Below are 23,812 nucleotides of genomic sequence, written 5' to 3'. Positions count from 1 at the left end.
CCCGGGGCCCCTCCTCGCGTTCTCGTCCTCGTCCTCGGCCTCAGCGGCGGGAGCTGCTCACCGCGGGCTCGCTCCACTGCTCGGGCACGGTGACCGGCTCGGCCGGCAGCTCCCGGGCGGGCACCTGCGGGAGCCGGTAGACCCAGGAGTGGTAGAGCCAGCGGGCGGTGAGGAAGCCCACCAGCAGGCACAGCTCGCCGCCGACGGCGTCCATCCAGAAGTGGTTGGCGGTGGAGACGATCACCAGCAGGGTGGCCGCCGGGTAGAGCAGGCCGAGCACCCGGACCCAGGTCCGGCGGGCCAGGAAGAAGATGGTCAGCCCGCACCACATCGACCAGCCGATGTGCATCGAGGGCATCGCGGCGAACTGGTTGGAGACGTGGGTGGCCGGGCCGGAGGCCATCGAGCCCCAGGTGCCGTGCGACTTCACGGTGTCGATGAAGCCGCCGTCGGTCATCAGCCGGGGCGGGGCCAGCGGGAAGAAGTAGAAGCCGACCAGCGCGATCGCGGTGGTGACGAACAGCACCGTGCGGATCGCGGCGTAGCGGCCGGGGTGCCACCGGTAGAGCCAGACCAGGACGCCGATGGTCACCACGAAGTGCAGCGTCGCGTAGTAGTAGTTCATCCCGGTGATCAGCCAGCCGACGCTGTCGACCGCGTGGTTGATCGAGCGCTCGACGGCGATGCCGAGGGAGTGTTCGAGGTCCCAGATCCAGCCGGCGTGCTTCTGCGCGATCGTCTCCTGCTCGGGGACGGCGTTGCGCACCAGCGAGTAGATCCAGTAGCTGACGCCGATCAGGGCCAGCTCGAACCAGAGTCTCGGGCGCCCGGGCGACCGGCGCTGCTCGCGGACGCGGTCACGCAGGGCCGCGGTTCGGGTGCGGGCCGCACGGGTGGCTCCGTCGGGCATGCGGCCGCCGTTCTGCTGGATCTCGGTCGGTTCCCCCATGGACGAGAAGTCTGCCAGACGTCCCGTAGCCGTCTGCTCATCCTCCGGAAGTGGATTCTTCACCGGCTGTCCCCCTTCAGAGGTAGGGGGTGGCTCCCACCGGGGGAGGCGGTGCGGAGGGATCTGGGGTCAACCGGTGGGACGGGCATACGTCCCATTGTCACGCCGGATGGGCAGGGCGGCGCAATCGGGGGTGGGAGCGCGGGAACGGGGCGGATTTTCCCCGACCGAAACGCTTTCTGCATCTTGCTGAAACATATTGCAGGCCGCTAGCGTCTCGGCCACCCGACCACCCCATGACCCCATACCCCCGCAAGGGAGCCTTCAGTGGCCGAAGTCCCGCCCCGCCGTCGGCGGAGCACCCCTCGCAGACCCGGCCGGACGGCGGTGCTCCTCGCCGCCGCGCTCACCGCCGCCACCCTCGGTACCGCCGGACCGGCCGCGCTCGCCGCCGCCCCGCCCGGCCCGCCCTCGGACGCCGCGCTGGCCGCCACCGCCGGGCGGCACGACCTCACCCGCGAGCAGTTCTACTTCGTCCTGCCGGACCGTTTCGCCAACGGCGACCGGGGCAACGACACCGGCGGCATCACGGGAACCCGGCTGGACCACGGCCTCGACCCGGCCGACAAGGGCTTCTACCACGGCGGCGACCTCGCCGGGCTGATCCAGCGGCTCGACTACATCCAGGACCTCGGCACCACCGCGATCTGGATGGCGCCGATCTTCACCAACAAGCCGGTCCAGGGCACCGGGGACGCCGCCAGCGCCGGCTACCACGGCTACTGGATCACCGACTTCACCCGGGTCGACCCGCACTTCGGCACCAACGAGCAGTTGAAGGAGCTGATAACCAAGGCCCACGCCCGGGGCATCAAGGTCTTCTTCGACGTCATCACCAACCACACCGCCGACGTCGTCGACAACCGGCAGGGGCAGTCCGGCTACCGCAGCACCGGCGCGTACCCCGTGCTGGACGCCGACGGCAACCCCGTCGACGAGACCGCGCTCGCCGACGCTGGGGCAGCCTGGCCGAAGCTGACCAAGGACTCGTTCCCCTACAGCCCGGTGTTTCGCAGGCCCTCCGACGCCACCGCCAAGACCCCGGCCTGGCTCAACGACCCCGCGCTCTACCACAACCGGGGCGACTCCACCTTCGCCGGCGAGTCCGCCACCGAGGGCGACTTCTCCGGCCTCGACGACCTCGACACCCAGAACCCCAAGGTGGTCAAGGGCTTCGAGAAGGTCTACCAGCAGTGGGTCGAGGAGGCCGGCGTCGACGGCTTCCGGATCGACACCGTCAAGCACGTCAACATGGCCTTCTGGCAGCAGTGGGCGCCCGCGCTCAAGGAGTTCGCCGCCGAGCGGGGCAACAAGAAGTTCTTCATGTTCGGCGAGGTCTACTCCGGCGACCCGGCCGTCACCGCGCCCTACGTCACCAAGGGGAGGCTCCAGGCCACCCTCGACTTCCCGTTCCAGGGCGCCGCCCGCGCCTACGTCTCCCAGGGCGGTCCGGCCCGCGGCCTGGCCGAGCTCTACGGCCAGGACCACCGCTACACCACCGCCGACACCGACGCCTACGAGCTGCCGACCTTCCTCGGCAACCACGACATGGGCCGCTTCGGCTCCTTCCTGCTCGCCGACAACCCCGGCGCCGACGAGGCCACCCTGCTGAAGAAGGACCGGCTCGGCAACGAGCTGATGTTCCTCACCCGCGGCCAGCCCGTCGTCTACTACGGCGACGAGCAGGGCTTCACCGGCGCCGGCGGCGACAAGGACGCCCGCCAGGACGTCTTCGCCTCGCAGACCCCCTCCTACAACGCCGACCGCGTCCTCGGCGGCACGCCCGGCCCCGCCGACCGCTACGGCCGGGACGCCGGGCCCTACCGGGAGATCGCCGCCCTGGCGAAGCTCCGCCGCGACCACCCGGCGCTCGCCGACGGCGCCCAGATCGAGCGGTACGCGGCCGACGGCCCCGGCGTCTACGCCTTCTCCCGGATCGACGCCGCCCAGCAGGTCGAGTACCTGGCCGCGGTCAACAACGCCACCGAGGCGAAGACCGTCACCCTGGACACCTTCTCGGCCGGGCAGGGCTTCGACCCGGTCTACCCGGCCCCGGGCGCGCGGCTCACCAGCGGCGCCGACCGCCGGGTCACCGTCACCGTCCCCGCGCTCTCCTCGGTCGTCCTCAAGGCCGCCGGGAAGCTCGCGCCGACCGCCGCCGCGCCCGCGATCACCCTCGGGGTGCCCGCCGAGGGCTCCACCGGCACCGTCACCGTCGGCGCGCAGGTGCCCGGCGGCGGCTTCGGCCGGGTCACCTTCGCCGCGCAGGTCGGCGACCGGCCCTGGCAGGTGCTCGGCAGCTCCGACACCGGGAAGTACGCCGTCACCCAGGACCTCACGGGTGTCGCCCCCGGCACACCCGTCCGCTACAAGGCCGTGGTCCAGGACGCCGCCGGCCGGCTGCGGTCCACGACCGGCGGCTTCAGCACCGGCACCCCGGCCCCGAAGCCCGTCCCCAGCGCCGCCGCCCGCCCGTACGCCGTCGTCCACTACCAGCGCAAGAACGGCGACTACGACGGCTGGAACCTCTACGCCTGGGGCGACCTCGCCGACGGGGAGGCCACCCAGTGGCCCGCCGGGCACGGCTTCACCGGCCGGGACGCCTACGGCGCCTTCGCCTATGTGAAGCTCAGGCCGGGCGCCTCGGACCTCGGTTTCGTCGTCGAGAAGGACGGCGTCAAGGACGTCGACGCCGACCGGCACCTCGACCTCGGCGCGACCGGCGAGGTCTGGCTGAAGGAGGGCGACCCGGCCGTCCGCACCGAGAACCCGGGCCCGGTCAGCACCCCGCCCGCGGGTACCGCCGTCATCCACTACCACCGGGCCGACGGCGACTACGACGGCTGGGGCCTGCACGACTGGACCGGCGCCGCGAATCCCACCGACTGGGGCAACCCGCTGCGGCCCGTCCGCCGGGACGCCTTCGGCGCCGTCTTCGAGGTGCCGCTCGCCCCCGGCGCGACCAGCCTCAGCTACATCCTGCACAAGGGCAACGACAAGGACCTGCCCGCCGACCAGTCGCTCGACCTGGCCGGCACCGGCCGCGAGGTCTGGATCCTCGGCGGCCGGGAGGGCTACCTGCTGCCGCAGTCCGGCGGCGCCTCCTCCCAGCTGGACCCCGCCTCCGCCAAGGCCCAGTGGATCGACGCCCGCACCGTCGTCGTCCCGCCCGGGTACGGCGCCGGGGACGCCGCCCTCGCCGCCGGTACCAGCGCCCAGCTGGTGTACGACCCGGCGGGCGGCATCCGGGCCGACAAGGGCACCCTGAGCGCGCCCGGCCGCTGGATCCGGCTGGAGCCCGCGCCCGGCGGGCTGACCGCCGCCCAGAAGGCGGCCTTCCCGCACCTGGCCGGCTACCGCGCCTTCACCGTCGACAGCCGCGACACCGCCCGGGTGCCCGAAGCCCTGCGCGGCCAGCTGCTGTTCACCGAGCACCTGCCGAGCGGCGCCGTCCTGGCCGCCACCGGGGTGCAGATCCCCGGCGTGCTCGACGACCTGTACGCCCGCCGCACCGGCCGGGTCGACTTCGGACCGGCGTACTACAACGGCAAGGTCGCGCTCTCGCTCTGGGCGCCGACCGCGCAGGAGGTCTCCGTCCAGGTCTTCGACACCGCCACCGGCGGCACCCCGAGGACCCTGCCGCTGAAGCGCGACGACGAGACCGGCGTCTGGGAGCTGGTCCGGGACCGGGCCGAACTCGACGGCACGTACTACCTGTACCAGGTGAAGGTCTGGGCGCCGACGGTCCAGCAACTGGTCGTCAACACCGTCACCGACCCGTACTCCGTCGCCCTCTCCACCGACTCCCGGCGCAGCCTGGTCGCCGACCTCGCCGCGAAGGCGCTCAAGCCGCCGGGCTGGGAGAACCACGCCGTGCCGCCGGCCGTCCCGCTCGGACGGGAGCAGATCCAGGAGCTGCACGTCCGGGACTTCTCCGTCGCCGACGGGACCGTCCCGGCCGCCGAGCGCGGCACCTACCTGGCCTTCACCGAGTCCGCGGCGGCCGGTGCGAAGCACCTGCGCGAGCTCGCCGCGGCCGGGGTCACCACGATCCACCTGCTGCCGACCTTCGACATCGCCACCATCAGGGAGAACCGGGCCGAGCAGAAGCTGCCCGCCTGCGACCTCGCCGCCCTGGCCGCCGACAGCGACAAGCAGCAGGAGTGCGTGGCGGCCGTCGCCGCCCAGGACGCCTACAACTGGGGCTACGACCCGCTCCACTACAACGTGCCGGAGGGCTCGTACGCCACCGACCCCGAAGGGACCGCGCGCACCGTGCAGTTCCGGCGGATGGTGCAGGCGATCCACGCGGCCGGTCTGCGGGTGGTGCTCGACGTGGTCTACAACCACACCGCCGCGAGCGGCCAGGCCGAGCACTCGGTGCTGGACCGGGTCGTCCCCGGCTACTACCAGCGGCTGGACGCCAACGGCAAGGTGACCACGGACAGTTGCTGCGCCGACACCGCGCCCGAGCACGCCATGATGAACCGCCTGGTGGTCGACTCCGTCACCACCTGGGCGCGCGAGTACAAGGTGGACGGCTTCCGCTTCGACCTCATGGGCCTGGACCCGAAGTCCACCATGCTGGACGTGCAGGCGGCGCTGCGCCGGATGACGCCGGACTCGGACGGCGTGGACGGGAAGAACGTCCTGCTCTACGGCGAGGGCTGGAACTTCGGCGCGGTGGCGGACGACGCCCGGTTCGAGCAGGCCACCCAGCGGAACATGGCCGGCACCGGCATCGCCACCTTCGACGACCGGTTCCGGGACTCCGCGCGCGGCGGCAACTTCCAGCTCTCCTCGGCACCCCAGCAGGGCTTCGCCTCGGGCCTGTTCACCGACCCGAACGGCTCGGCCGCGAACGGCACCCCGGAGCAGCAGAGGGCCCGGCTGCTCCAGCAGACGGACCGGCTCAAGGTGGGACTGACCGGCAACCTGGCCGACTACTCCTTCACCGACAGCTCCGGGCGGACCGTCACCGGCAAGGACGTCGACTACAACGGCGCCCCGACCGGCTACGCGGCCCGGCCCGGCGAGGCGCTCGCCTACGTGGACGCGCACGACAACGCCGATCTGTTCGACGCGCTGGCGTACAAGCTGCCGGCCGGCACCGCGCCCGCCGACCGGGCCCGGACACAGGCGCTGGCGCTCGCGCTGACCACGCTGTCGCAGGGCCCCGGCTTCGTCCAGGCGGGCAGCGACCTGCTGCGTTCCAAGTCGCTGGACGCCAACTCCTACGACTCCGGCGACTGGTTCAACGCGATCCACTGGGACCCGCGGGACGGCAACGGCTGGGGCCGGGGGCTGCCGCCGGCCGCGGACAACAAGGAGCTGTGGCCCACCGCCAAGGCCCTGCTGGCGGATCCCCGGCTGACCGTGGGCCCCGCCGACATCGCGGCGGCGGGCGCGCAGTACCAGGACTTCCTGCGGATCAAGCGCTCCTCGCCGCTGTTCGCGCTGCCGACCCTGGCGGCCGTGCAGCAGCGGCTCGGTTATCCGCTGTCGGGCACGCCCGGCGAGGAGCCGGGTGTGCTCACCCTGCACCTGGACGGCACCGGGCTGCCGGGCGCGGAGAAGGGGATCACGGTGGTGTTCAACGCGACGCCCACCGAGCGGAGCCAGACCGTCGGCGCGCTCGCCGGGACGGCCCAGGCGCTCCACCCGGTCCAGGCCGCCGGCGCGGACCCGGTGGTGAAGCGGTCCGGCTTCGCCGCGGCGACCGGAACCTTCACCGTGCCGGGCCGCACGGTGGCGGTGTTCGTGCAGCGCTGACGGTCCGTCGTCGACCGGGCCCCGTTCCGTCACCGCGGAGCGGGGCCCGGGACTGATCCACAGGGTTTCCGGTTCCATTCAATGTATGGAGTTGGCCGGAAACCGCCCCTGGCACGGCCGGAAAGGGGAGGTGCCGCCCCCGCCGGACCCCGGGGCGGGTACCGCGGGCCGGCTCCGCGCCCTGAGCGCTGGTCAGTGCCAGCGGGGGGTGACCAAACCTTTTGGCGGACATGAAAACGATCGTCGGATGTTCTTACGGTCGTAACACTCCTGACCTTCCGACAGATGTACGGCCCGGTAGCTAATCGGCCAATCACTGGCATGCATCTGTCATTAACGGCTCGTTTGCTGCCACGATTCCTCCGGCTGCAGACGAGGGGGCCCCACCCCCCGGTGCAGCTGTCCGAGGTCAGGAACGGCGCGATCCCCCTGCCGAAACGCTTTACCACCTTGCTCCGCAACCGCACCCGCGCCGCGCACCGGCGGCGGGGGCCCCCACTGAGTCGCAACCCTGCGACCAGGTTCTGTCCACCGCCCGCGAACCCCGCGGCGGTCGGAAAAGGAGTCCGCATGTCCCGTTACGCCCACGCCCGGAAGGCAGCGGTTGTCATGGCCGCCACCACCGCGCTGCTGGTGACCGGTTTCCCGGCCCTCGCACAGGCGGTCACCCCCGACGCGCCGGCCGCCGTCGCCGCGCAGCAGGCGAGCCGCGCCGAGCTGATCGCCTCCGCGACCCAGCAGACCGCCGGCCTCGCCCAGACCCTGGGCCTGACCGCGAACGAGAAGCTGGTCACCAAGGATGTCGTCCAGGACACCAACGGCGCCCGCCACCTGCGCTACGAGCGCACCTACGCCGGCCTGCCGGTGCTCGGCGGCGACCTGATCGTCCACCAGGACGCCACCGGTGCCACCACGGGCGTGACCAAGGCCAGCGAGGCCGTGCTGAGCGGCGTGAACACCACGCCGAAGCTCGCCGCGCCGAAGGCCCAGGAGGCGGCGCTCGCCGCCCAGGCCGGCTCCGCGCTCGACACCGCCCCGCGCCTGGTCGTCTGGGCCGCCGACGGGACCCCGAAGCTCGCCTGGGAGACCGTCGTCTCCGGCAAGGAGTCGGACGGCACCCCGAGCCGCCTGCACGTCGTCACCGACGCCGCCACCGGCGCCGTGCTGAGCCAGAACGAGGGCATCAAGACCGGCACCGGCACCGGCGTCTTCGTCGGCAACGTGCCGCTGACCACCACCCAGAGCGGGTCCTCGTACCAGCTCAAGGACGGCACCCGCGGCGGGCAGTACACCACCGACATGGGCAACCGGACCACCGGCAACGGCACCCTGTTCAGCAAGTCCAGCGACACCTGGGGCAACGGCTCGGCCAGCAACCGCGAGTCCGCCGCCGTCGACGCCCAGTACGGTGCCGCCGCCACCTGGGACTTCTACAAGAACACCTTCGGCCGCAACGGCATCCGCAACGACGGCGTCGGCGCCTTCAGCCGGGTCCACTACGACACCGGCTACGTCAACGCCTTCTGGGACGACGGCTGCTTCTGCATGACCTACGGCGACGGGTCCGGCGACACCCACCCGCTGACCGAGCTGGACGTGGCCGGCCACGAGATGAGCCACGGCGTCACCTCCGCCACCGCCAACCTCAACTACTCCGGCGAGTCCGGCGGCCTCAACGAGGCCACCTCGGACATCTTCGGCAACGCGGTCGAGTTCTACGCGAACCTGCCGAAGGACAACCCGGACTACCTGGTCGGCGAGCTCATCGACATCAACGGCAACGGCACGCCGCTGCGCTACATGGACAAGCCCTCCAAGGACGGCGGCTCGGCCGACTCCTGGTACTCGGGCGTCGGCAACCTGGACGTGCACTACTCGTCCGGTGTCGCCAACCACTTCTTCTACCTGCTGGCCGAGGGCAGCGGCGCCAAGGTGATCAACGGCGTCAGCTACAACAGCCCGACCACCAACAACATCACCGTCGCCGGCATCGGCCGGGACAAGGCGCTGCAGATCTGGTACAAGGCGCTGACCTCGTACATGACCTCCACCACCAACTTCGCCCAGGCCCGCACCGCCACGGAGAACGCCGCCAAGGCCCTCTACGGCGACGGCAGCGCCGAGCTGATCGCGGTCGGCACCGCCTGGGCGGGCGTCAACGTCGGCACCGTGCCCCCGAACCCGGGTGGCGTCACCGTCACCAGCCCGGGCAACCAGAGCACCAAGGTCGGCACCGCCGTCAACCTGGCCATCAAGGCCACCGGCGGCACCGCCCCGCTCACCTACTCGGCCACCGGCCTGCCGGCCGGCCTGTCGATCAACGCCTCCACCGGTGCGGTCACCGGCACCCCGACCACCATCGGCACCTCCAACGTCACCGTGACGGCGAAGGACTCGGCGAACAAGACCGGTACGGCCAGCTTCACCTGGGCGGTCACCGACGGCAGCAGCACCTGCACCCCGGCGCAGCTGCTCGGCAACGCGGGCTTCGAGACGGGCACGGCCGCGCCGTGGACCGCCTCCAGCGGCGTCGTCGACAACTCGTCCTCGCAGGCCCCGCACGGTGGCACCTGGAAGTCGTGGCTGAACGGCTACGGCTCCACCCACACCGACAGCCTCTCGCAGACGGTCACCATCCCGGCCGGCTGCAAGGCGACCCTGAGCTTCTACCTGCACATCGACACCGGCGAGTCCGGCACCACCCAGTACGACAAGCTGACGGTCCAGGTCAACGGCACCACGCTGAAGACCTACTCCAACGTGGACGCGGCCGCGGGCTACCAGCTGCGGACCTTCGACCTGTCGACCTACGCGGGCCAGACGGTGACCCTGAAGTTCAACGGCACCGAGGACTCCTCGCTGCAGACCAGCTTCGTGATCGACGACACCTCGATCGCCACGAGCTGACCCGGCGCCGGTGAAGCCGGCGGAAACCAGGTAAAGACAGGGCAGGGCCCGGCGGGTGCGACCGCCGGGCCCTGTGTCGTGCCCGGGTGCGACCGCCGGGCCCTGTGTCGTGCCCGGGTGCGGGCCGTCGGCAGGGGTACGGTGCCGTGGCCGGGGGCGTGCGGTCCGGGCTCGTGAGCTTCCGGAAACCGTGCGGTCACCCCGGGGCAACCGGCGGGCAACACGAAACACGGGCGAAACGTGTCCGTCCGCGACCGGTAATCCGTTCTCGCCACACTTCCGGCACCTGCCCTCTTCGCAGCTCCCGGAGGACCTCCCATGCTCCTGGCCGCCTCCCTGGCCGTGTCCGCGGCCGCACCCGGCGCCGCCTCCCTGGCCGCCGACGCGCCGTCGCGGATCGACACCGGCGACACCGCCTGGCTGCTCGCCGCCACCGCGCTGGTGCTGCTGATGACCCCGGGGCTGGCGCTGTTCTACGGCGGTATGGTCCGCGCCAAGAGCGTGCTCAACATGATCATGATGAGCTTCGTCTCGATCGCTGTGGTCACGGTGGTCTGGCTGCTGGCCGGCTACTCGCTCGCCTTCGGCCCGGACGCCGGCGGCTGGGGGCTGATCGGCGGCCTCGACCACCTGGGGATGGCCGGGATCACGCCCGCCTCGGTCACCGGCACCGTCCCCACCGTGCTGTTCGCGACCTTCCAGCTGACCTTCGCGATCATCACCGCCGCCCTGATCAGCGGCGCCATCGCGGACCGGGCCAGGTTCGGCGCCTGGGTGGCCTTCACCGCCGTCTGGACGCTGCTGGTCTATGTGCCGGTCGCGCACTGGGTGTTCGCGCCCGGCGGCTGGATCCTGGCCCGGCTCGGCGCGCTGGACTTCGCCGGCGGCACCGTGGTCGAGGTCAACTGCGGGGCGAGCGGTCTGGCCCTGGCGCTGCTGCTCGGGCCCCGGATCGGCTTCCGCAAGGAGGCGATGCGCCCGCACAGCCTGCCGCTGGTGCTGCTCGGCGCGGGCCTGCTCTGGTTCGGCTGGTTCGGCTTCAACGCCGGTTCGGCGCTGGGCGCCAACGGTCTGGCCGCCTCCGCCCTGCTCAACACCCAGGCGGCCGGCTGCACCGGGCTGCTCGGCTGGCTGCTGGTCGAGAAGCGCCGGGACGGCCACGCCACCACCCTCGGCGCGGCCTCCGGCGCGGTGGCGGGCCTGGTCGCGATCACGCCGTCCTGCGGCAGCGTCGACCTGCTCGGCGCGCTGGTGATCGGGCTGGCGGCGGGCGTGGTCTGCTCGTACGCGGTGAGCTGGAAGTTCCGCTTCGGCTTCGACGACTCGCTGGACGTGGTGGGCGTGCACTTCGTGGCCGGGGCGATCGGCACCGTACTGATCGGGCTCTTCGCCACCGCCACCATGACCGGCGGCGCGGCGGGCCTGCTGCACGGCGGCGGCCTCGGGCAGCTGGGGCGTCAACTGGTGGCCGTCGCCGCCGTCGCGGTCTACGCCTTCGCGGTCACCTACGGCATCGGGTGGGCGATCGAGCGGCTGATGGGCTTCCGGGCCGGCGAGGAGGACGAACTCACCGGCCTGGACCTCGCCGTGCACGCCGAGACCGCGTACGATCACGGCGTCCTGGGCCACGGCGTGCTGGGGCAGGGGAGCGTCCCGCCCCGCCCCACCGCCAGCGTGCTCGCGCACCCGTCCGACAAGGCGCCCTCCGCATGAAGCTGATCACCGCGATCGTGAAGCCGTTCAAGCTGGACGAGGTCAAGCGCGCGCTGCAGGCCGCCGGGGTGCACGGACTGACCGTCAGCGAGGCCAGCGGGTACGGCCGTCAGCACGGGCACACCGAGGTGTACCGGGGGGCCGAGTACCGGATCGACCTGGTACCCAAGGTGCGGATCGAGGTCGTCGTCGAGGACGAGGACGCGGACCTGGTGATCGAGGCGGTGGTCCGGGCGGCCCGGACCGGGAAGATCGGCGACGGCAAGGTGTGGGCGGTCCCGGTGGAGACCGTCGTCCGGGTGCGCACCGGCGAGCGCGGGCCGGACGCGGTCTGACGGACCGCCGGCCGTCCGGCCGGACAGGCGCCATCCCTCCTCGGGGTGGCGCCTTCGCTGTGGGTTCGTTCACGACCTCTGCGGGCCTGCGGAAACCTTTCTCCCATCCCCTTGACGGGTCCTGGTGGCGACCCTAAATTCGGCGCAGCACATTTCCTGAAAGTTTCAGCAAGCTTTCATCAGCGGTACCCCGGCTGCCCCACCCCAGCCACCCCCACAGGAGACAACGTGGTCACCACCGTTCCCGCCCGTCGGCCTGCCCGCGGAACCGGGCCCGTCCGCAGCGCCAGGCCGGTCCGCCGTGCCGGACCCGCCCGCGCGGCCGGCGCGCTCGGCGCCTCGGCGGCCCTCGCCCTCTCGCTCACCGCCGCCCTCGGCGCCGCCCCCGCCGCACAGGCCGCCCCGCCCGGCGGCGGCAAGGACGTCACGGCGACCCTCTTCGAGTGGCGCTTCGACTCGGTCGCCAGGGCCTGCACCGACACCCTCGGCCCGAAGGGCTACGGCTTCGTCGAGGTCTCGCCGCCCCAGGAGCACATCCAGGGCAGCCAGTGGTGGACCTCCTACCAGCCCGTCAGCTACCGGATAGCCGGGCGCCTCGGCGACCGGACGGCCTTCAAGAACATGGTCGACACCTGCCACGCCGCCGGCGTCAAGGTGATCGCCGACTCGGTGATCAACCACATGTCGGCGGGTTCCGGCACCGGCACCGGCGGCACCGCCTACAGCAAGTACACCTACCCCGGGTACTACCAGGACCAGGACTTCCACTCCTGCCGGAGCGCGATCTCCAACTACGGCGACCGCTCCAACGTGCAGAACTGCGAGCTGGTGAACCTCTCCGACCTGGACACCGGCAGCGCCTACGTGCAGCGGACGATCGCGGCCTACCTGAACGACCTGGGCTCGCTGGGCGTCGACGGCTACCGGATCGACGCCGCCAAGCACATCGCCGCCGCCGACCTCGCCGCCATCAAGGCGAGGACGGCCGACCCGCGGGCCTACTGGGTGCAGGAGGTCATCTACGGCGCCGGCGAGCCGATCCAGCCCTCCGAGTACACCGGCACCGGCGACGTCGACGAGTTCCGCTCCGGCACCTGGCTGAAGAGCGCCTTCCAGGGCGGCCGGCTCGCCGACCTGTCCGGCTGGGGCGGCGGGCTGCTGCCCACCGACAAGGCCCGCACCTTCGTCGACAACTGGGACACCGAGCGCAACGGCTCCACGCTGACCTACCGGGACGGCTCCGCCTACACCCTGGCCAACGTCTTCCTGCTGGCCCACCCGTACGGCTCGCCCAACGTCTACTCCGGCTACGCCTTCAGCGGCCACGACGACGGCCCGCCGAACGGCGGCACCGTCAACGCCTGCTACCAGGACGGCTGGAACTGCACCCACGCCTGGCGGCAGGTGGCCAACATGGTCGGCTTCCGCAACGCGGTGGCCGGCACCGGGCTCACCGACTGGTGGTCCGACGGCAGCAACGCGATCGCCTTCGGCCGCGGCGGCAAGGGCTTCGTGGCGATCAACCGGGAGAGCGGCGCGCTCACCCGGACCTTCCAGACCTCGCTGCCGGCCGGCTCGTACTGCGACGTGCAGCACGGCGACCCGGCGGCCGGCGGGTGCACCGGCCCGTCCTACACCGTCGGCACGGACGGCCGGTTCACCGCCACCGTCGGCGCCGGCGACGCGGTCGCGCTGTACGTCGGAGCGCCCGGCGGCGGCACCGCGGTGACCGGCGGGGCGTCCTTCACGGTCGACGCGACCACCAGTTGGGGGCAGAACGTCTACCTGGTCGGCGACAACGCCGCCCTCGGCGCCTGGAACCCGGCCGCCGCGCTGCCGCTCTCCTCGGCCGCCTACCCGCTGTGGAAGCTCGACGTGACGCTGCCCGCCGGGACGTCCTTCGCGTACAAGTACGTGCGCAAGGATGCCTCGGGCGCGGTCACCTGGGAGTCCGGGGCCAACCGGACCGCGACGGTGCCCGCCTCGGGCAAGGTGGTGCTGAACGACACCTGGCGCCCGTAGGCCCTCTCTTTCGGGAGTGTCGGCGCGAGGGGGGACGCCCGTCAGCCCGGTGCGACGGGCATCCCCCCTACGAGTGGACCGACGGCCGCAAACCCGCTTCGGCGGGTGAACGCTGGCAGCATCGCGGAATGAGCACCACCCCCGTCGTCCTCGACCTCGAACTCTGGGGCGGCCGCTGGGACGGCCACCGCAAGCGCGTCCACGCCGCCGCCCCGCCGCCCTCGCTGCGGATGGCGCTGCGGACCGAACTGCCCGCCGCCGGGAGGGGCGAGTACTGGCCCACCACCAGCGTCTACCTGCTGGTCGACGAGGACGGCGGGCGCCGCTACCGGCACTCCCACGACGAGTAGCCGCCGGGCCCGGGCGTCGGCCCCGGTCGTCGGGCCCGGTCGTCGGCCCCGGGCGTCGGTTCAGCCGCGGCCGACGTACGGCATGGTGGTCGCCATCACGGTGGCGAACTGCACATTGGCCTCCAGCGGCAGTTCCGCCATGTGCCGTACGGTGCGGGCCACATCGGCGACGTCCATGGTCGGCTCCACCGCGATCCGCCCGTCCGCCTGCCGGACGCCCAGGCTCATCGCGGCCGTCATGTCGGTGGCGGCGTTGCCGATGTCGATCTGCCCGCAGGCGATCCGGTACGGACGGCCGTCCAGCGACAGCGACTTGGTCAGCCCGGTCACGGCGTGCTTGGTCGCGGTGTAGGCGACCGACTGCGGGCGCGGCACGTGCGCGGAGATCGAACCGTTGTTGATGATCCGGCCGCCCTGCGGACGCTGCGCCCGCATCTGCCGGAATGCCGCCCGGGCGCACAGGAACGCGCCGGTCAGGTTGAGGTCCACCACGGCCCGCCACTCGGCGATGTCCAGCTCGTCCACCGCGGCCGGGGCGCCGAAGGTCCCGGCGTTGTTGAACAGCAGGTCCACCCGCCCGAAGCGCTCGACCGCCGCCGCGAACAGCGCGTCCACGGCCTCCGGATCGGTGACGTCGGTCGGTGCCACCAGGGTCTCCGTGGCGATCGGCCGGGCGGTCTCGCGCAGCGGCTGCGCGCGCCGTCCGGCGAGCACCAGTTGCCAGCCCCCGGCGGCCAGCTCCCGCGCGACGGCCCGGCCGACGCCGCTCCCGGCTCCGGTCACAACGGCGATCTGTTCCAGCATGGCGGACTCCTCGGCTCACGGCGGCTGGCCCGATAGTTCCCGATCTCCGCCCCCGGCGTCACTGGTACGAGTGTCCAAGGCCCGGCCGGCGCGGTGGCGGCTCGCTCGTTCGGGCGGTTCCGGCGGTGGTCGGTGGACGCGCCCGCGACGGTCCCGCGGGCGGCCCGGGGGAGGGCTCCGGCCGTGGTCCGGCGGATCCCCGCCGACCGGCGGGGGTGCCACCCCGCCGGTCGGCAGGGCCCGGCAGAGGCTTTACTCGATCGGGAACAAACATTGGATCGGGGCGGGCCGCCGCGCAACCGGCCCGGGGCGGGCCACGTCATAAGATCGCAGGACGGCACGCCGCCGCGCAGGGCGGCGATCAGCCTCCCGGGGGTCCCGCAGACAGTCGCGCCCCGGGCCTGTCCGGCCCCACCCGGGGGCCATCGCCCGGCTCCGCGGAGCGGGCGCGACACCGGTCGGAGAGTTCTCACCGTGCAGCCGCAGTCCTTCCGTTTCCGCGCCGTGCTGACCGGTGCCACCGCCTTCACCCTGGCCGCCGCGCTCGCGGCCTGTGGCAGTACGGACGGCGGGAACACGGGGGACTCGGCGAAGGCGGGCGCCGGCAAGGGCGCGGCGACGGCCGCCGGCTCCACCTCCGCGTCGGCCCCCTCGTCCGCGCCGGGTTCCTCCGCCCCGGGCTCCCCGGCGGCCGGTTCGACCTCGGCCTCGGCCGCCGCGACGCCCGTCCCGGCCGCCGGGTCCGGCAAGGTGCTGATGCCCACCGGCCCGCAGGCCGCGTTCGGCAAGGCCAGGGACACCGCCGCGGGCCAGATCATGATGACCACCCTGGCCGGCCCCAAGTCCGGGGTGTCCGGCAAGGTCTGGGTCTGGCTCCCCCCGGAGTACAACGACCCGAAGTACGCGAAGACCGGTTTCCCGGTGCTCACCCTCTACGCGGGCGGCCAGAGCGCCGGCTACAACACCTGGACCGACAACCAACTGCCGATCCAGGAGGTCGACGCCGACCTCGCCAAGCAGGGCAAGGCCCACCCCTTCATCATGATCATGCCGGTGCAGAACCTCGACTCCAACGAGGCCAAGGCCCTGGAGTGCGCCGACATCCCGGGCCAGCCCAAGATCGGCACCTGGATGGCCGAGGACATCCCCGACTTCGTGCGCGCCAACTTCCGCACCGTGAAGGGCCGCGACGGCTGGGGCCTGATGGGCGCCTCCACCGGCGCGTTCTGCAGCGCGAAGCTGGCCCTGCAGCACCCGGACAAGTTCAAGGCGGCCGTCCCGATCGACGGCTACTTCAACCCCGACTCGCCGCTCTGGAAGGGCTACGAGAACGACCGCCAGGCCAACAGCCCCGACCTGCTGGTCGCCCAGGGCAAGGCCGACGTCAGGATGCTGGCCACCGCCGGCGGCGCCAACGCGTACGAGATGAAGCTGGTCAAGGCGTGGGTCGCGAAGGCCGCGGCGCCGCTCACCGTCGAGTACTACGAGCAGCCCGGCGGGAAGCACCTGACCACCGACTTCAAGAAGATGATCCCGGACACCCTGCAGTGGCTCACCAAGAACCTCGCGGGGCCGCAGAGCGACTGAGGCACCCGGGGCCGCCTCCTCCCGGCGGGGCTCAGCGGATCGCCGAGTCCCGCCAGCCCTGGTCCACCGCCTCGACGAACCCCGGCGCCGCGGCGAGTTCCCGTACGGCCTCCAGCGGAACCGTGCTGTAGCCGCCGTCGACCAGGGCCGAGTCGAAGCCCAGGACGAACAGCCGGCCCTCGGCGGTGACGAGCCACAGCCGCACCGAGTCCGGCTGCCCGCGGTGCACCGGGTGCATCACCCAGGCCAGCGCCCCGCCGGGGAGCGGCACCGCGAGGCAGTCGGTGCCGAAGGGGTCCGCGGGCTCGCCGGTCGGCAGCTTCGGGGCGCAGGGCGATTCCCGCTGCGAGGGGTCGCGGACCGGCCCCTCGAACTGCCGCAGGAACCTGACCCGCCCGCCGGTGGGGCGCTGCATCAGGAACTCGGAGGCGGACCCGCCCTCGTCGATCCGGGTGACCCCCGGCAGCGGGTGGTCGCGCAGGAAGCGCAGGAGGCCGGCGTGTCCGGCGGCGTTGAGCCGTCGGTCGGCGCTCGCGGGGTCCTCGGGGCTCCCGGTGGCCGGGGTGTCCGGGGTGCCCGGTGCGTTCGGGGTGCCCGGGGTGTCCGGTGCGTTCGGGGGTGCCGTCGGGGTGCCGCCCGCGGTGCTGCTGCTCGACCCGGCGGCCGCCCCGGCGGCCGCGGCGACCGGGACACCGGGCCCGGAGCGCCCGGTCACCGCGATCCCGGCGGTGGCGACCGCCACCACCGCGACCGTCGCCGCCAGCACCGCCGTCGACCGGCGCCGCGACCGCAGCCGGGCGCCGGCCCGCTTCACCTGTGGTCCCACCGGCGGCACCGCGGGCTCGGGCTGGTCCAGCAGCGTGCGGAACAGCGCGCCCACCTCCTCGGCGTCGAGGTCCCGGTTCTCCTGGCTCATGGTCCTCCCTCTCCTCGTGGCCCGTGTGGTGGCCGGTCAGCCGGCGGCGATCTCGTGCACCGAGTCGCCGAGGATCCCCCGCAGCTGGGTCAGTCCCCGATTGGTCGCGGACTTCACCGCGCCGGTGCTCTGCCGCAGTGCGGCGGCCGTCGACTCGATCGACTGGTCCTCCCAGAACCGCAGCACCAGCACCGCCCGGTACGCGGGACTGACCTGCGCCAACGCGGCCAGCAGGGCCAGTCGGCGTTCCGGGTCGGCCGCTGCCGTGCCCCGCCGCCCGTCCTCCCCGCCGTCCGCCAGCAGGTCGGTCGGGTCCGCCGCGGCCACCTCGTGCGAGCCGCGCCGCCGTCTGACGTCGAGGTACGTGCGGACGAGGGTCGTCCGGGCGTACCCGTACGCGGCCTCCGGCGCGTGCAGCCGGGACCAGCGGGCGTACAGCTTCACCAGCGTGGTCTGGACGAGGTCCTCCGCGAGGTGCCAGTCGCCGCAGAGCAGGTATCCGGTCCGGCGAAGCGCGGAGTACCGGCCCGCGACGAACTCGTCGAACAACCGCTCGTGTTCCGGTGACATCCGGTCGCGCACCCCTCGTCGGCTCCCCGGCACGCCGCGGCGCGCCCTTGTCCTGATACACGCGGTGGGCGCGACGGAATGTTGCGCCGCGTTCGCCGCCGCGCCCCCGGAACAGGTCGAACGGCCGCTGAGCTGCACGTCAATCGGACATTGATTCGCCTCTGATGTCCTCTCATCACCCTGGTGGGAGTGCCAGCCCACCACTTCCGCCAGGTCGTGCCAGCCCTGCCCGAGACGTGAAGAGAGTGCCATGCCCAGCCACCTGCTGCCCGTAGCGTCCCCGGTGTCCCCGGCCGTGCCCACCCAGGGCGGCCCCGTGCACGACCGCACCGCCGACGAGGAACCGCAGGCCTTCCGCTTCGCCGGCCTGCGGCTGGTGCACTCGGCACTCCGCCGCGACCTCGCCAGGCTGCCCAACGCCCTCCGGCTGCTCCAGCCCGGCGAGGACGAGAAGGGCGCCGCGCTGCTGCGCCACTGGACCTTCGTCACCGCCGTGCTGTCCTGCCACCACGAGCAGCAGGACACCCGGATCTGGCCGATCGTCCGCCGGTTCGCGCCCGAGCTGCGGCTGCTGCTGAACTGGCTGGAGTCGGACCACCACAACCTCGACCACTCGTTCACCCGGGTCACCACCCTGGTCCGGATCGCCAGCCGGGACACCGGTTCGGTGTGGCCGGTGGCCTACGCGATCGAGGACCTCGCCGCCCGGCTGGAGACCCATCTGCGGGTCGAGGAGCGCCAGTTGCTGCCGCGGATGGAGCTGGTGTTCACGGAGAACTCGCGGGTGGGCAGCCTGCCCGAGCTGCTCGACGTGATGCACTCCGCCGACGGCCCGGGCACGCCGGACGCGCTCGCCTGGCTGCTGGACGGCGTCGAGCCGGCGCTGGTCGAGCGGCTGCTCGCCGACTGCGACGACCTCGTGGCCCGGCACTGGCCGCACTGGCAGGCCACCTACCAGCGGTGCACGGCGCCGCTGTGGGGCCCGCCCGAGGCCTGGGAGGCGGCCGGCGAGTGAGCCCCGGGGCTTTTGCGGCGCTTCGGTCTACGCGCGTGGCAGGTGCCGGGGGCCTATGCCACCGTCCGGTCGCCGCGCGGCTGTCGTCCGGTCGCCGTCCGGCCGTCGTGCCCGGTGGGTTCAGCGCAGACCGAGCCGGCCCAGGTAGCCCGGGAGGTCGGCCGGGTCGTGGGTGGCCAGGCCCAGGTAGCCGTCCGGCCGGACGACGAACAGGCCCGGTCCGTAGACCCGCTCCGTGACGCCGCCGTCGATCCGGTGGCCGTGCACCCCGGCGGGCAGCTCGGGCAGAGCGCGGCCGACCGCGAGCACGGTGACGTGCGGGCCGCGGAACAGCTCGAAGAGCCGCCGCGCCGACCCGGTGCCGCCGGCCGATCCGCTGTCCGATTCGCCGGCCGATCCGTTGTCCGCGGTGCTGTTCGCGGTGTTGTCGGTCGGACCGCTCGCCGTACCGTCCAGCGGTGCGTCCGGGGCCCGCTCCCCGGCCCGCAGCGCGTCCTCGGCCAGGCCGGGGCGTGCCTCGACGGTCAACGGACCGTCCTCGTAACCGAGTCCGAGCTGTTCGGTGCGCGGGCCGCGCCGCAGTCCACCCGCCCGGACCCCGCCCGCGCGGTGCAGCCGGGTGGAGATCTCCAGCACCTCGGCGGCGATCGGCAGCCGTTCCTCCTCGTAGCTGTCCAGCAGGGCCTCGTCGGCGCCGTGCCGCAGTACCTGGCCCAGCTTCCAGCCCAGGTTGTAGGCGTCCTGGATGCCGGTGTTGAGGCCCTGGCCGCCGGCCGGGGAGTGCAGGTGCGCGGCGTCGCCCGCCAGGAACACCCGTCCCTCCCGGAACCGCTCGGCGAGCGCCGTGCGCGGCCGGAAGCCGGAGGCCCAGTGCACCCGGCCGAGCGCCGACTCCGGCAGGTGGGTGCGGGCCGCGACGGTCCGTCGCACGCCCTCCGGCGAGGTGTCGGGCTCCGCGCCGCCCGCCGTTCCACCCTCCGCGCCGCCCTCCGCGCCGAACTGGGCGAACAGTTGGAACGCGGTGGTGCTCGGCAGCGGGCAGAGCAGCAGCGGGCCGCCGGGAGCCTTCGGCCAGACGTGCCAGTTCCCGCGGTCCAGGCCGTCGATCTCCAGATCGGCGACCAGGGCCGGGCGCGGGTCGACCTGCTCGCCCGCCATCGGGATGCCCACCGCCCGGCGGACGGTGGAGCGGCCGCCGTCGGCGGCGACCAGGTAGCGGGCGGAGACGGTCCGCTCGGCGCCGTCGGGGCCGGTCAGCCGGGCCTCGACCCGGTCCGGGTACTGGTCGAGGCCGCTCAGCGCGGTACCGAGGACGACCTCGCCGCCGAGTTCGCGCAGCCGCTCGTGCAGCAGCTCCTGGGTGCGCCACTGCGGGAGCATCCAGACCGAGGGGAACGGCACCGTCGGGTCCGGGGCGACCGGCCCGGGGCCCCCGACGAGGTCCCACTCGCCCTGCCGCTCGCCGTCCTCCCAGTTCAGCATCCGGGGGTAGGGCCGACCGGCGGCCCGGACGGCGGCGAGCAGGCCGAGGTCCTCGAAGACCTCCTGGGTCCGGGGCTGGAGCCCCTTGCCGCGCGAGCCGGGGAACAGCGCCCCGGCCTGCTCGACCAGCAGCGCGGGGACTCCGCGCCGGGCCAGGTCGCAGGCGAGGGTCAGTCCGGTCGGGCCGGCGCCGACGACGATGACCTCGGTCCGGGTCGGGGCGTGCGTCATCGCACACTCTCCTTAACGTTGTTAAGTGGCTGACGTCCGGAAGCATGGGCTTAACGGTGTTAAGTTGTCAATGCCGCACGCCGCGCCGCAGGGCCGCACCGGACGGCCCCGTCGCCGCGAAGGCGGCCGGCCACCACCGAAGGAAGGGCGCGACATGCCGCCGAAACTGGACCGCGCCCAGGTGGTCGACGCCGCCCTGCGCCTGCTGGACGAGACCGGTCTGGAGGGGCTCACCCTGCGCCGGATCGCCACCGAGCTGGACGTCAAGGCACCCGCGCTGTACTGGCACTTCGCCAACAAGCAGGCGCTGCTGGACGAGATGGCCACCGAGATGCTCCGCCGGATGTACGCCGGGCCGGTCGACGTCCCGGGGGACTGGCAGGAGGCGATCACCGGCACCTGCCGCACCCTGCGCACCGCGCTGCTCGGCTACCGGGACGGCGCCAAGGTCTTCAGCGGCACCCGGCTCACCGACTACGGGCACGCCGAGGGGCAGGAGGTCCTGCTCGCCGCGTTCCGCCGGGCCGGGTTCGAACTCCCCGACGCCGTCCTGGCCTTCACCACCGCGTACGCGTTCACCACCGGGTTCGTGATCGAGGAGCAGGCCGTCCACCCGGTGCCGGGGGAGCGGGCCCCCGACTACGACCCGGACCTGCGGGCCGCCGCCATCGACCCCGGGCACCCGCTCGCCGCGGCCGCGAGCCGGGAGCTCTTCGGGGACTTCGAGCGGCGTTTCGAGCGCGGTCTGGCGATCGTCGTGGCCGGCATCGAGACCTCGCTCCGTCCGGAGCCCCCGTCCTGAACCTGTCGCCAACCGTTTCTGACCGGCAACTCCCGCTGTCCCCTAGGACTTGTCCGGTCGATCATGTGACTATCGCCTGCCTTGCTCGTTGGTCCGGGCATGGGGCGGGGAGATCTCACAGATGCCGAGTGGGAACGGCTGCGGCCGTTCCTGCCGGTCAGCAACAGGCGTTGCGGTCGGTGGCGGGACCATCGGCAGGTGATCGACGGGATTCTGCACCGGGTACGGACCGGTGTGCACTGGCGTGACCTGCCCGAGCGGTTCGGGCCGTGGAAGACGGTCTACGAGCGCCATCGGCTGTGGTCGGCAGACGGGACCTGGGAGCGTCTGCTCCAGCGGGTCCAGGCGGAAGCGGACGAGGCCGGCGACATCGACTGGGACATCTCGGTCGACTCCACCATCGTCCGGGCCCACCAGCACGCGGCCGGTGCCCGTACCGATCTGCCACCAGCCCTTGATTCAAAGGGGCTGGGCCGGGGGAACACCAGGTCGAGACGCCGTGGCAGAGCCTCGTCGCCCGCCTGGCGGAGGTGGTGGCGGAGGCGAGGGCCTGGGCCGCTCGCGGGGCGGGTTCACCACCAAGGTCCACCTGAGCGCGGACGGCCGCTGCCGCCCGCTGTCCCTGGTCATCACCGCGGGACAGCGGGCGGACTGCACGCAGTTCGAACCCGTGCTGGAGAAGATCCGTGTCCCGCGGAGCGGTCCGGGCAGGCCTCGCAAGAGGCCCGACAGCCTTGCCGCCGACAAGGGCTACAGCAACGGGCCATGCCGCGACTACCTGCGCAGGCGCGGCATCCGGCACACCATCCCGGAGAAGACCGACAGCTGGGCCGTCCGCCTGCGCAAAGGCTCACGCGGCGGGCGACCGCCGGGCTTCGACGAGGAGCGGTACAGGAAACGCAACACCGTCGAACGGGCCATCAACAAGCTCAAGCACGCCAGAGCCGTCGCCACCCGATACGACAAACGCGGATACGTCTACCTCGGCACCGTCACCGCAGCAGCCCTCGTCATCTGGCTCCGCACATGATCGCCCGGACGGAACCTAGGGGATTCACCCCGCACGACGTCCGGGTGACGGCGGTCCGGAGGGTCGGGGGAGGGCCAGGGGCCGGGTACCGCCGACGGTCGATGGCCGACCGGCGGCGCCCGCCTACCGTCGGAGCCATGACGAGTGCACCCGCGAACCCGCCCCCGGAGCACCGCCCCGGACTCCGCTCCACCGACCTGCCCGCCCGCCGGCCCGCCGGCCCCGCCACCGGCCGTCGCCGGAGGCCGGCCGTCCGCTCGGCCGCCCTCGCGGCGGGCGCCGTGCTGCTGCTCGGCACCGGCCTCGCCGCCTGCAAGGGCGGTGTCTCGCTCTGCCTCGACGACAACAGCTGCGATGTCGCCGTCCGCACCGAGAAGGCCGACAGCACCCACACCGTCGAGGTCTTCGGCGGCGACAAGACCCTCACCCTCACCGTGGGCCGGATCACCGACACCACGGCCGAGGTCAAGCTCGGCGAGGACACCAAGACCCTCACCGAGGACGTGGAGACCGGCGTCGGCTCCGCGAAGATCACCCTGCGCCATGCCAATGCGCAGGGGCACACCGCCGAACTCCACGTCGTCCGCTGACCGCCCGCCGGCCCGGCGGGCCCCGCCGCGGAGTCCCGCCGCGGAGCCCCGCGGAGTGCCGCTACTCCGGCAGGCGGTTCTGCCAGGTGATCGGCGTGACCGCGATCGCCGTCTCCGGCGCACCGTCCCACTCCGAGGGCAGCCCGGCCGCCGTCAGCGCCGCCACCACCGCGCGACCGACCTCGGCCGTCCGCCGCACGACGGCCTCCGTCGGCTCGCCGTCCACCTGGAACCCGCCGTACCGCAGCATCAACGCGCCGCCGTCGGCGGCCCGTTCGGTGTCCTGCTGGTGGAAGAACACGAAGCCGCGCGAGTCCTCCTCGGCCTCGCCCCCGATCTCGGCGTAACCGCAACTCGCACAGCAGGTGAAGTCCATCGCGGCGACGATGCCCAGCTCCTCCAGGGCGTCGAAGGCGGCCTCCAGCCGGTCGACGTCGGTCGTCCCCGGCCAGGAGGCCTGCTCCTCCAACCGCGCCCGCCACAGCGGAGCGACGATCCGCTCCGCCTCCTCCATCGTCAGTCCCTGGTCGTCGAGGACCTCGACCAGGGACTCGGCTATCTCGTCCGGCTCCTGGAAGCCGCACCGGATCAGCTCGCGGGCCCGCTGCTCGGCGTCCCGCAGTACCTCGTCGGCAAGGGTGCTCTGTACGGTCTCCTGGTCCATACCCGCATCCAAG

At 72.9% G+C, this 23,812-nt stretch carries 17 protein-coding genes; 11 read left to right on the top strand and 6 right to left on the bottom strand.

The window, feature by feature from the left end; all coding sequences use genetic code 11:
* Nucleotides 1-40: 40 nt before the first annotated feature.
* Complete coding sequence (locus ACW14Y_RS13940; protein WP_380302122.1) at nt 41-949, bottom strand: phosphatase PAP2 family protein; 909 nt, start codon at nt 947-949, stop codon at nt 41-43.
* Between the two features lie 327 nt (nt 950-1,276).
* Here ACW14Y_RS13940 and pulA point away from each other — a divergent pair, with 327 nt between their 5' ends.
* The 6 genes from pulA (at nt 1,277) to ACW14Y_RS13910 (ending at nt 14,108) form a co-directional block, all read left to right on the top strand.
* The gene (pulA, locus tag ACW14Y_RS13935; RefSeq protein ID WP_456986916.1) at nt 1,277-6,781 is read left to right on the top strand and encodes a pullulanase-type alpha-1,6-glucosidase; all 5,505 of its coding nucleotides are present in this window, start codon (nt 1,277-1,279) and stop codon (nt 6,779-6,781) included.
* 570 nt (nt 6,782-7,351) lie between these two features.
* Nucleotides 7,352-9,688: a M4 family metallopeptidase gene (locus tag ACW14Y_RS13930; RefSeq protein WP_456986914.1), complete on the top strand. Its 2,337-nt coding sequence runs from the start codon at nt 7,352-7,354 to the stop codon at nt 9,686-9,688.
* 318 nt (nt 9,689-10,006) lie between these two features.
* A complete protein-coding gene (locus ACW14Y_RS13925) occupies nt 10,007-11,401 on the top strand; it encodes an ammonium transporter (RefSeq protein ID WP_456986912.1) in 1,395 nt (464 codons plus the stop codon).
* Complete coding sequence (locus ACW14Y_RS13920; RefSeq protein WP_030391571.1) at nt 11,398-11,736, top strand: P-II family nitrogen regulator; 339 nt, start codon at nt 11,398-11,400, stop codon at nt 11,734-11,736. The genes ACW14Y_RS13925 and ACW14Y_RS13920 overlap by 4 nt, the downstream gene beginning before the upstream one ends.
* 228 nt (nt 11,737-11,964) lie before the next feature.
* On the top strand, nt 11,965-13,758 hold the full coding sequence (locus ACW14Y_RS13915; protein ID WP_380302131.1) for a carbohydrate-binding module family 20 domain-containing protein: 1,794 nt from the start codon (nt 11,965-11,967) through the stop codon (nt 13,756-13,758).
* A gap of 128 nt (nt 13,759-13,886) precedes the next feature.
* Entirely contained in the window at nt 13,887-14,108 is a 222-nt protein-coding gene (locus ACW14Y_RS13910; RefSeq protein ID WP_380387805.1) for a hypothetical protein, read from the top strand.
* Nucleotides 14,109-14,168: 60 nt separating this feature from the next.
* Here the strand turns inward: ACW14Y_RS13910 and ACW14Y_RS13905 are convergent, their stop codons facing one another.
* Entirely contained in the window at nt 14,169-14,912 is a 744-nt protein-coding gene (locus ACW14Y_RS13905; protein WP_380302135.1) for an SDR family oxidoreductase, read from the bottom strand.
* Nucleotides 14,913-15,386: 474 nt separating this feature from the next.
* On the opposite strand from ACW14Y_RS13905, the gene ACW14Y_RS13900 reads away from it, so the two are divergent.
* The gene (locus tag ACW14Y_RS13900; RefSeq protein ID WP_380387802.1) at nt 15,387-16,499 is read left to right on the top strand and encodes an alpha/beta hydrolase; all 1,113 of its coding nucleotides are present in this window, start codon (nt 15,387-15,389) and stop codon (nt 16,497-16,499) included.
* 31 nt (nt 16,500-16,530) lie between these two features.
* On the opposite strand, the gene ACW14Y_RS13895 is transcribed toward ACW14Y_RS13900, so the two are convergent.
* Both ACW14Y_RS13895 and ACW14Y_RS13890 read right to left on the bottom strand, forming a co-directional pair.
* On the bottom strand, nt 16,531-17,415 hold the full coding sequence (locus ACW14Y_RS13895) for a hypothetical protein (protein ID WP_456986908.1): 885 nt from the start codon (nt 17,413-17,415) through the stop codon (nt 16,531-16,533).
* A gap of 36 nt (nt 17,416-17,451) precedes the next feature.
* Nucleotides 17,452-17,985, bottom strand: coding sequence for a sigma-70 family RNA polymerase sigma factor (locus ACW14Y_RS13890; RefSeq protein ID WP_380387797.1), 534 nt, complete (start codon nt 17,983-17,985; stop codon nt 17,452-17,454).
* 250 nt (nt 17,986-18,235) lie between these two features.
* Here ACW14Y_RS13890 and ACW14Y_RS13885 point away from each other — a divergent pair, with 250 nt between their 5' ends.
* Nucleotides 18,236-19,000, top strand: a complete 765-nt coding sequence (locus ACW14Y_RS13885; protein ID WP_380302143.1) for a hemerythrin domain-containing protein — start codon at nt 18,236-18,238, stop codon at nt 18,998-19,000.
* 120 nt (nt 19,001-19,120) lie between these two features.
* Here ACW14Y_RS13885 and ACW14Y_RS13880 read toward each other — a convergent pair whose 3' ends face one another.
* On the bottom strand, nt 19,121-20,713 hold the full coding sequence (locus tag ACW14Y_RS13880; protein ID WP_456986905.1) for an FAD-dependent monooxygenase: 1,593 nt from the start codon (nt 20,711-20,713) through the stop codon (nt 19,121-19,123).
* Between the two features lie 154 nt (nt 20,714-20,867).
* Here ACW14Y_RS13880 and ACW14Y_RS13875 point away from each other — a divergent pair, with 154 nt between their 5' ends.
* The 3 genes from ACW14Y_RS13875 to ACW14Y_RS13865 all read left to right on the top strand — a co-directional run bounded on the left by ACW14Y_RS13875 (nt 20,868) and on the right by ACW14Y_RS13865 (nt 23,135).
* Nucleotides 20,868-21,515, top strand: a complete 648-nt coding sequence (locus tag ACW14Y_RS13875) for a TetR/AcrR family transcriptional regulator C-terminal domain-containing protein (RefSeq protein WP_456986903.1) — start codon at nt 20,868-20,870, stop codon at nt 21,513-21,515.
* A 99-nt stretch (nt 21,516-21,614) separates the two neighbouring features.
* Nucleotides 21,615-22,545 (top strand): IS5 family transposase gene (locus ACW14Y_RS13870; RefSeq protein ID WP_456986901.1). Its coding sequence is split into 2 segments (ribosomal slippage): nt 21,615-22,007 and nt 22,009-22,545, totalling 930 coding nucleotides; the frame shifts between segments, so codons are not numbered across the junction.
* 137 nt (nt 22,546-22,682) lie between these two features.
* Nucleotides 22,683-23,135 carry a hypothetical protein gene (locus tag ACW14Y_RS13865; RefSeq protein WP_456986899.1) on the top strand — a complete coding sequence of 151 codons (453 nt, stop codon included), beginning with the start codon at nt 22,683-22,685 and terminating at the stop codon, nt 23,133-23,135.
* Between the two features lie 61 nt (nt 23,136-23,196).
* Here ACW14Y_RS13865 and ACW14Y_RS13860 read toward each other — a convergent pair whose 3' ends face one another.
* Nucleotides 23,197-23,799 carry a DUF6891 domain-containing protein gene (locus tag ACW14Y_RS13860; protein ID WP_380302151.1) on the bottom strand — a complete coding sequence of 201 codons (603 nt, stop codon included), beginning with the start codon at nt 23,797-23,799 and terminating at the stop codon, nt 23,197-23,199.
* Nucleotides 23,800-23,812 lie beyond the last annotated feature (13 nt).

The sequence above is a fragment of the Kitasatospora sp. cg17-2 genome, assembly GCF_054031055.1.
Note: the sequence above shows the minus strand (reverse complement) of the source record. Positions and strands in the feature narration are given on the sequence as shown.

Coding starts and splice junctions, on each gene's coding strand:
- ACW14Y_RS13940 (WP_380302122.1), bottom strand. CDS start 949: ATGGGGGAACCGACCGAGATCCAGCAGAACGGCGGCCGCATGCCCGAC.
- ACW14Y_RS13930 (WP_456986914.1), top strand. CDS start 7,352: ATGTCCCGTTACGCCCACGCCCGGAAGGCAGCGGTTGTCATGGCCGCC.
- ACW14Y_RS13925 (WP_456986912.1), top strand. CDS start 10,007: ATGCTCCTGGCCGCCTCCCTGGCCGTGTCCGCGGCCGCACCCGGCGCC.
- ACW14Y_RS13920 (WP_030391571.1), top strand. CDS start 11,398: ATGAAGCTGATCACCGCGATCGTGAAGCCGTTCAAGCTGGACGAGGTC.
- ACW14Y_RS13910 (WP_380387805.1), top strand. CDS start 13,887: ATGAGCACCACCCCCGTCGTCCTCGACCTCGAACTCTGGGGCGGCCGC.
- ACW14Y_RS13905 (WP_380302135.1), bottom strand. CDS start 14,912: ATGCTGGAACAGATCGCCGTTGTGACCGGAGCCGGGAGCGGCGTCGGC.
- ACW14Y_RS13895 (WP_456986908.1), bottom strand. CDS start 17,415: ATGAGCCAGGAGAACCGGGACCTCGACGCCGAGGAGGTGGGCGCGCTG.
- ACW14Y_RS13890 (WP_380387797.1), bottom strand. CDS start 17,985: ATGTCACCGGAACACGAGCGGTTGTTCGACGAGTTCGTCGCGGGCCGG.
- ACW14Y_RS13885 (WP_380302143.1), top strand. CDS start 18,236: ATGCCCAGCCACCTGCTGCCCGTAGCGTCCCCGGTGTCCCCGGCCGTG.
- ACW14Y_RS13880 (WP_456986905.1), bottom strand. CDS start 20,713: ATGACGCACGCCCCGACCCGGACCGAGGTCATCGTCGTCGGCGCCGGC.
- ACW14Y_RS13875 (WP_456986903.1), top strand. CDS start 20,868: ATGCCGCCGAAACTGGACCGCGCCCAGGTGGTCGACGCCGCCCTGCGC.
- ACW14Y_RS13865 (WP_456986899.1), top strand. CDS start 22,683: ATGACGAGTGCACCCGCGAACCCGCCCCCGGAGCACCGCCCCGGACTC.
- ACW14Y_RS13860 (WP_380302151.1), bottom strand. CDS start 23,799: ATGGACCAGGAGACCGTACAGAGCACCCTTGCCGACGAGGTACTGCGG.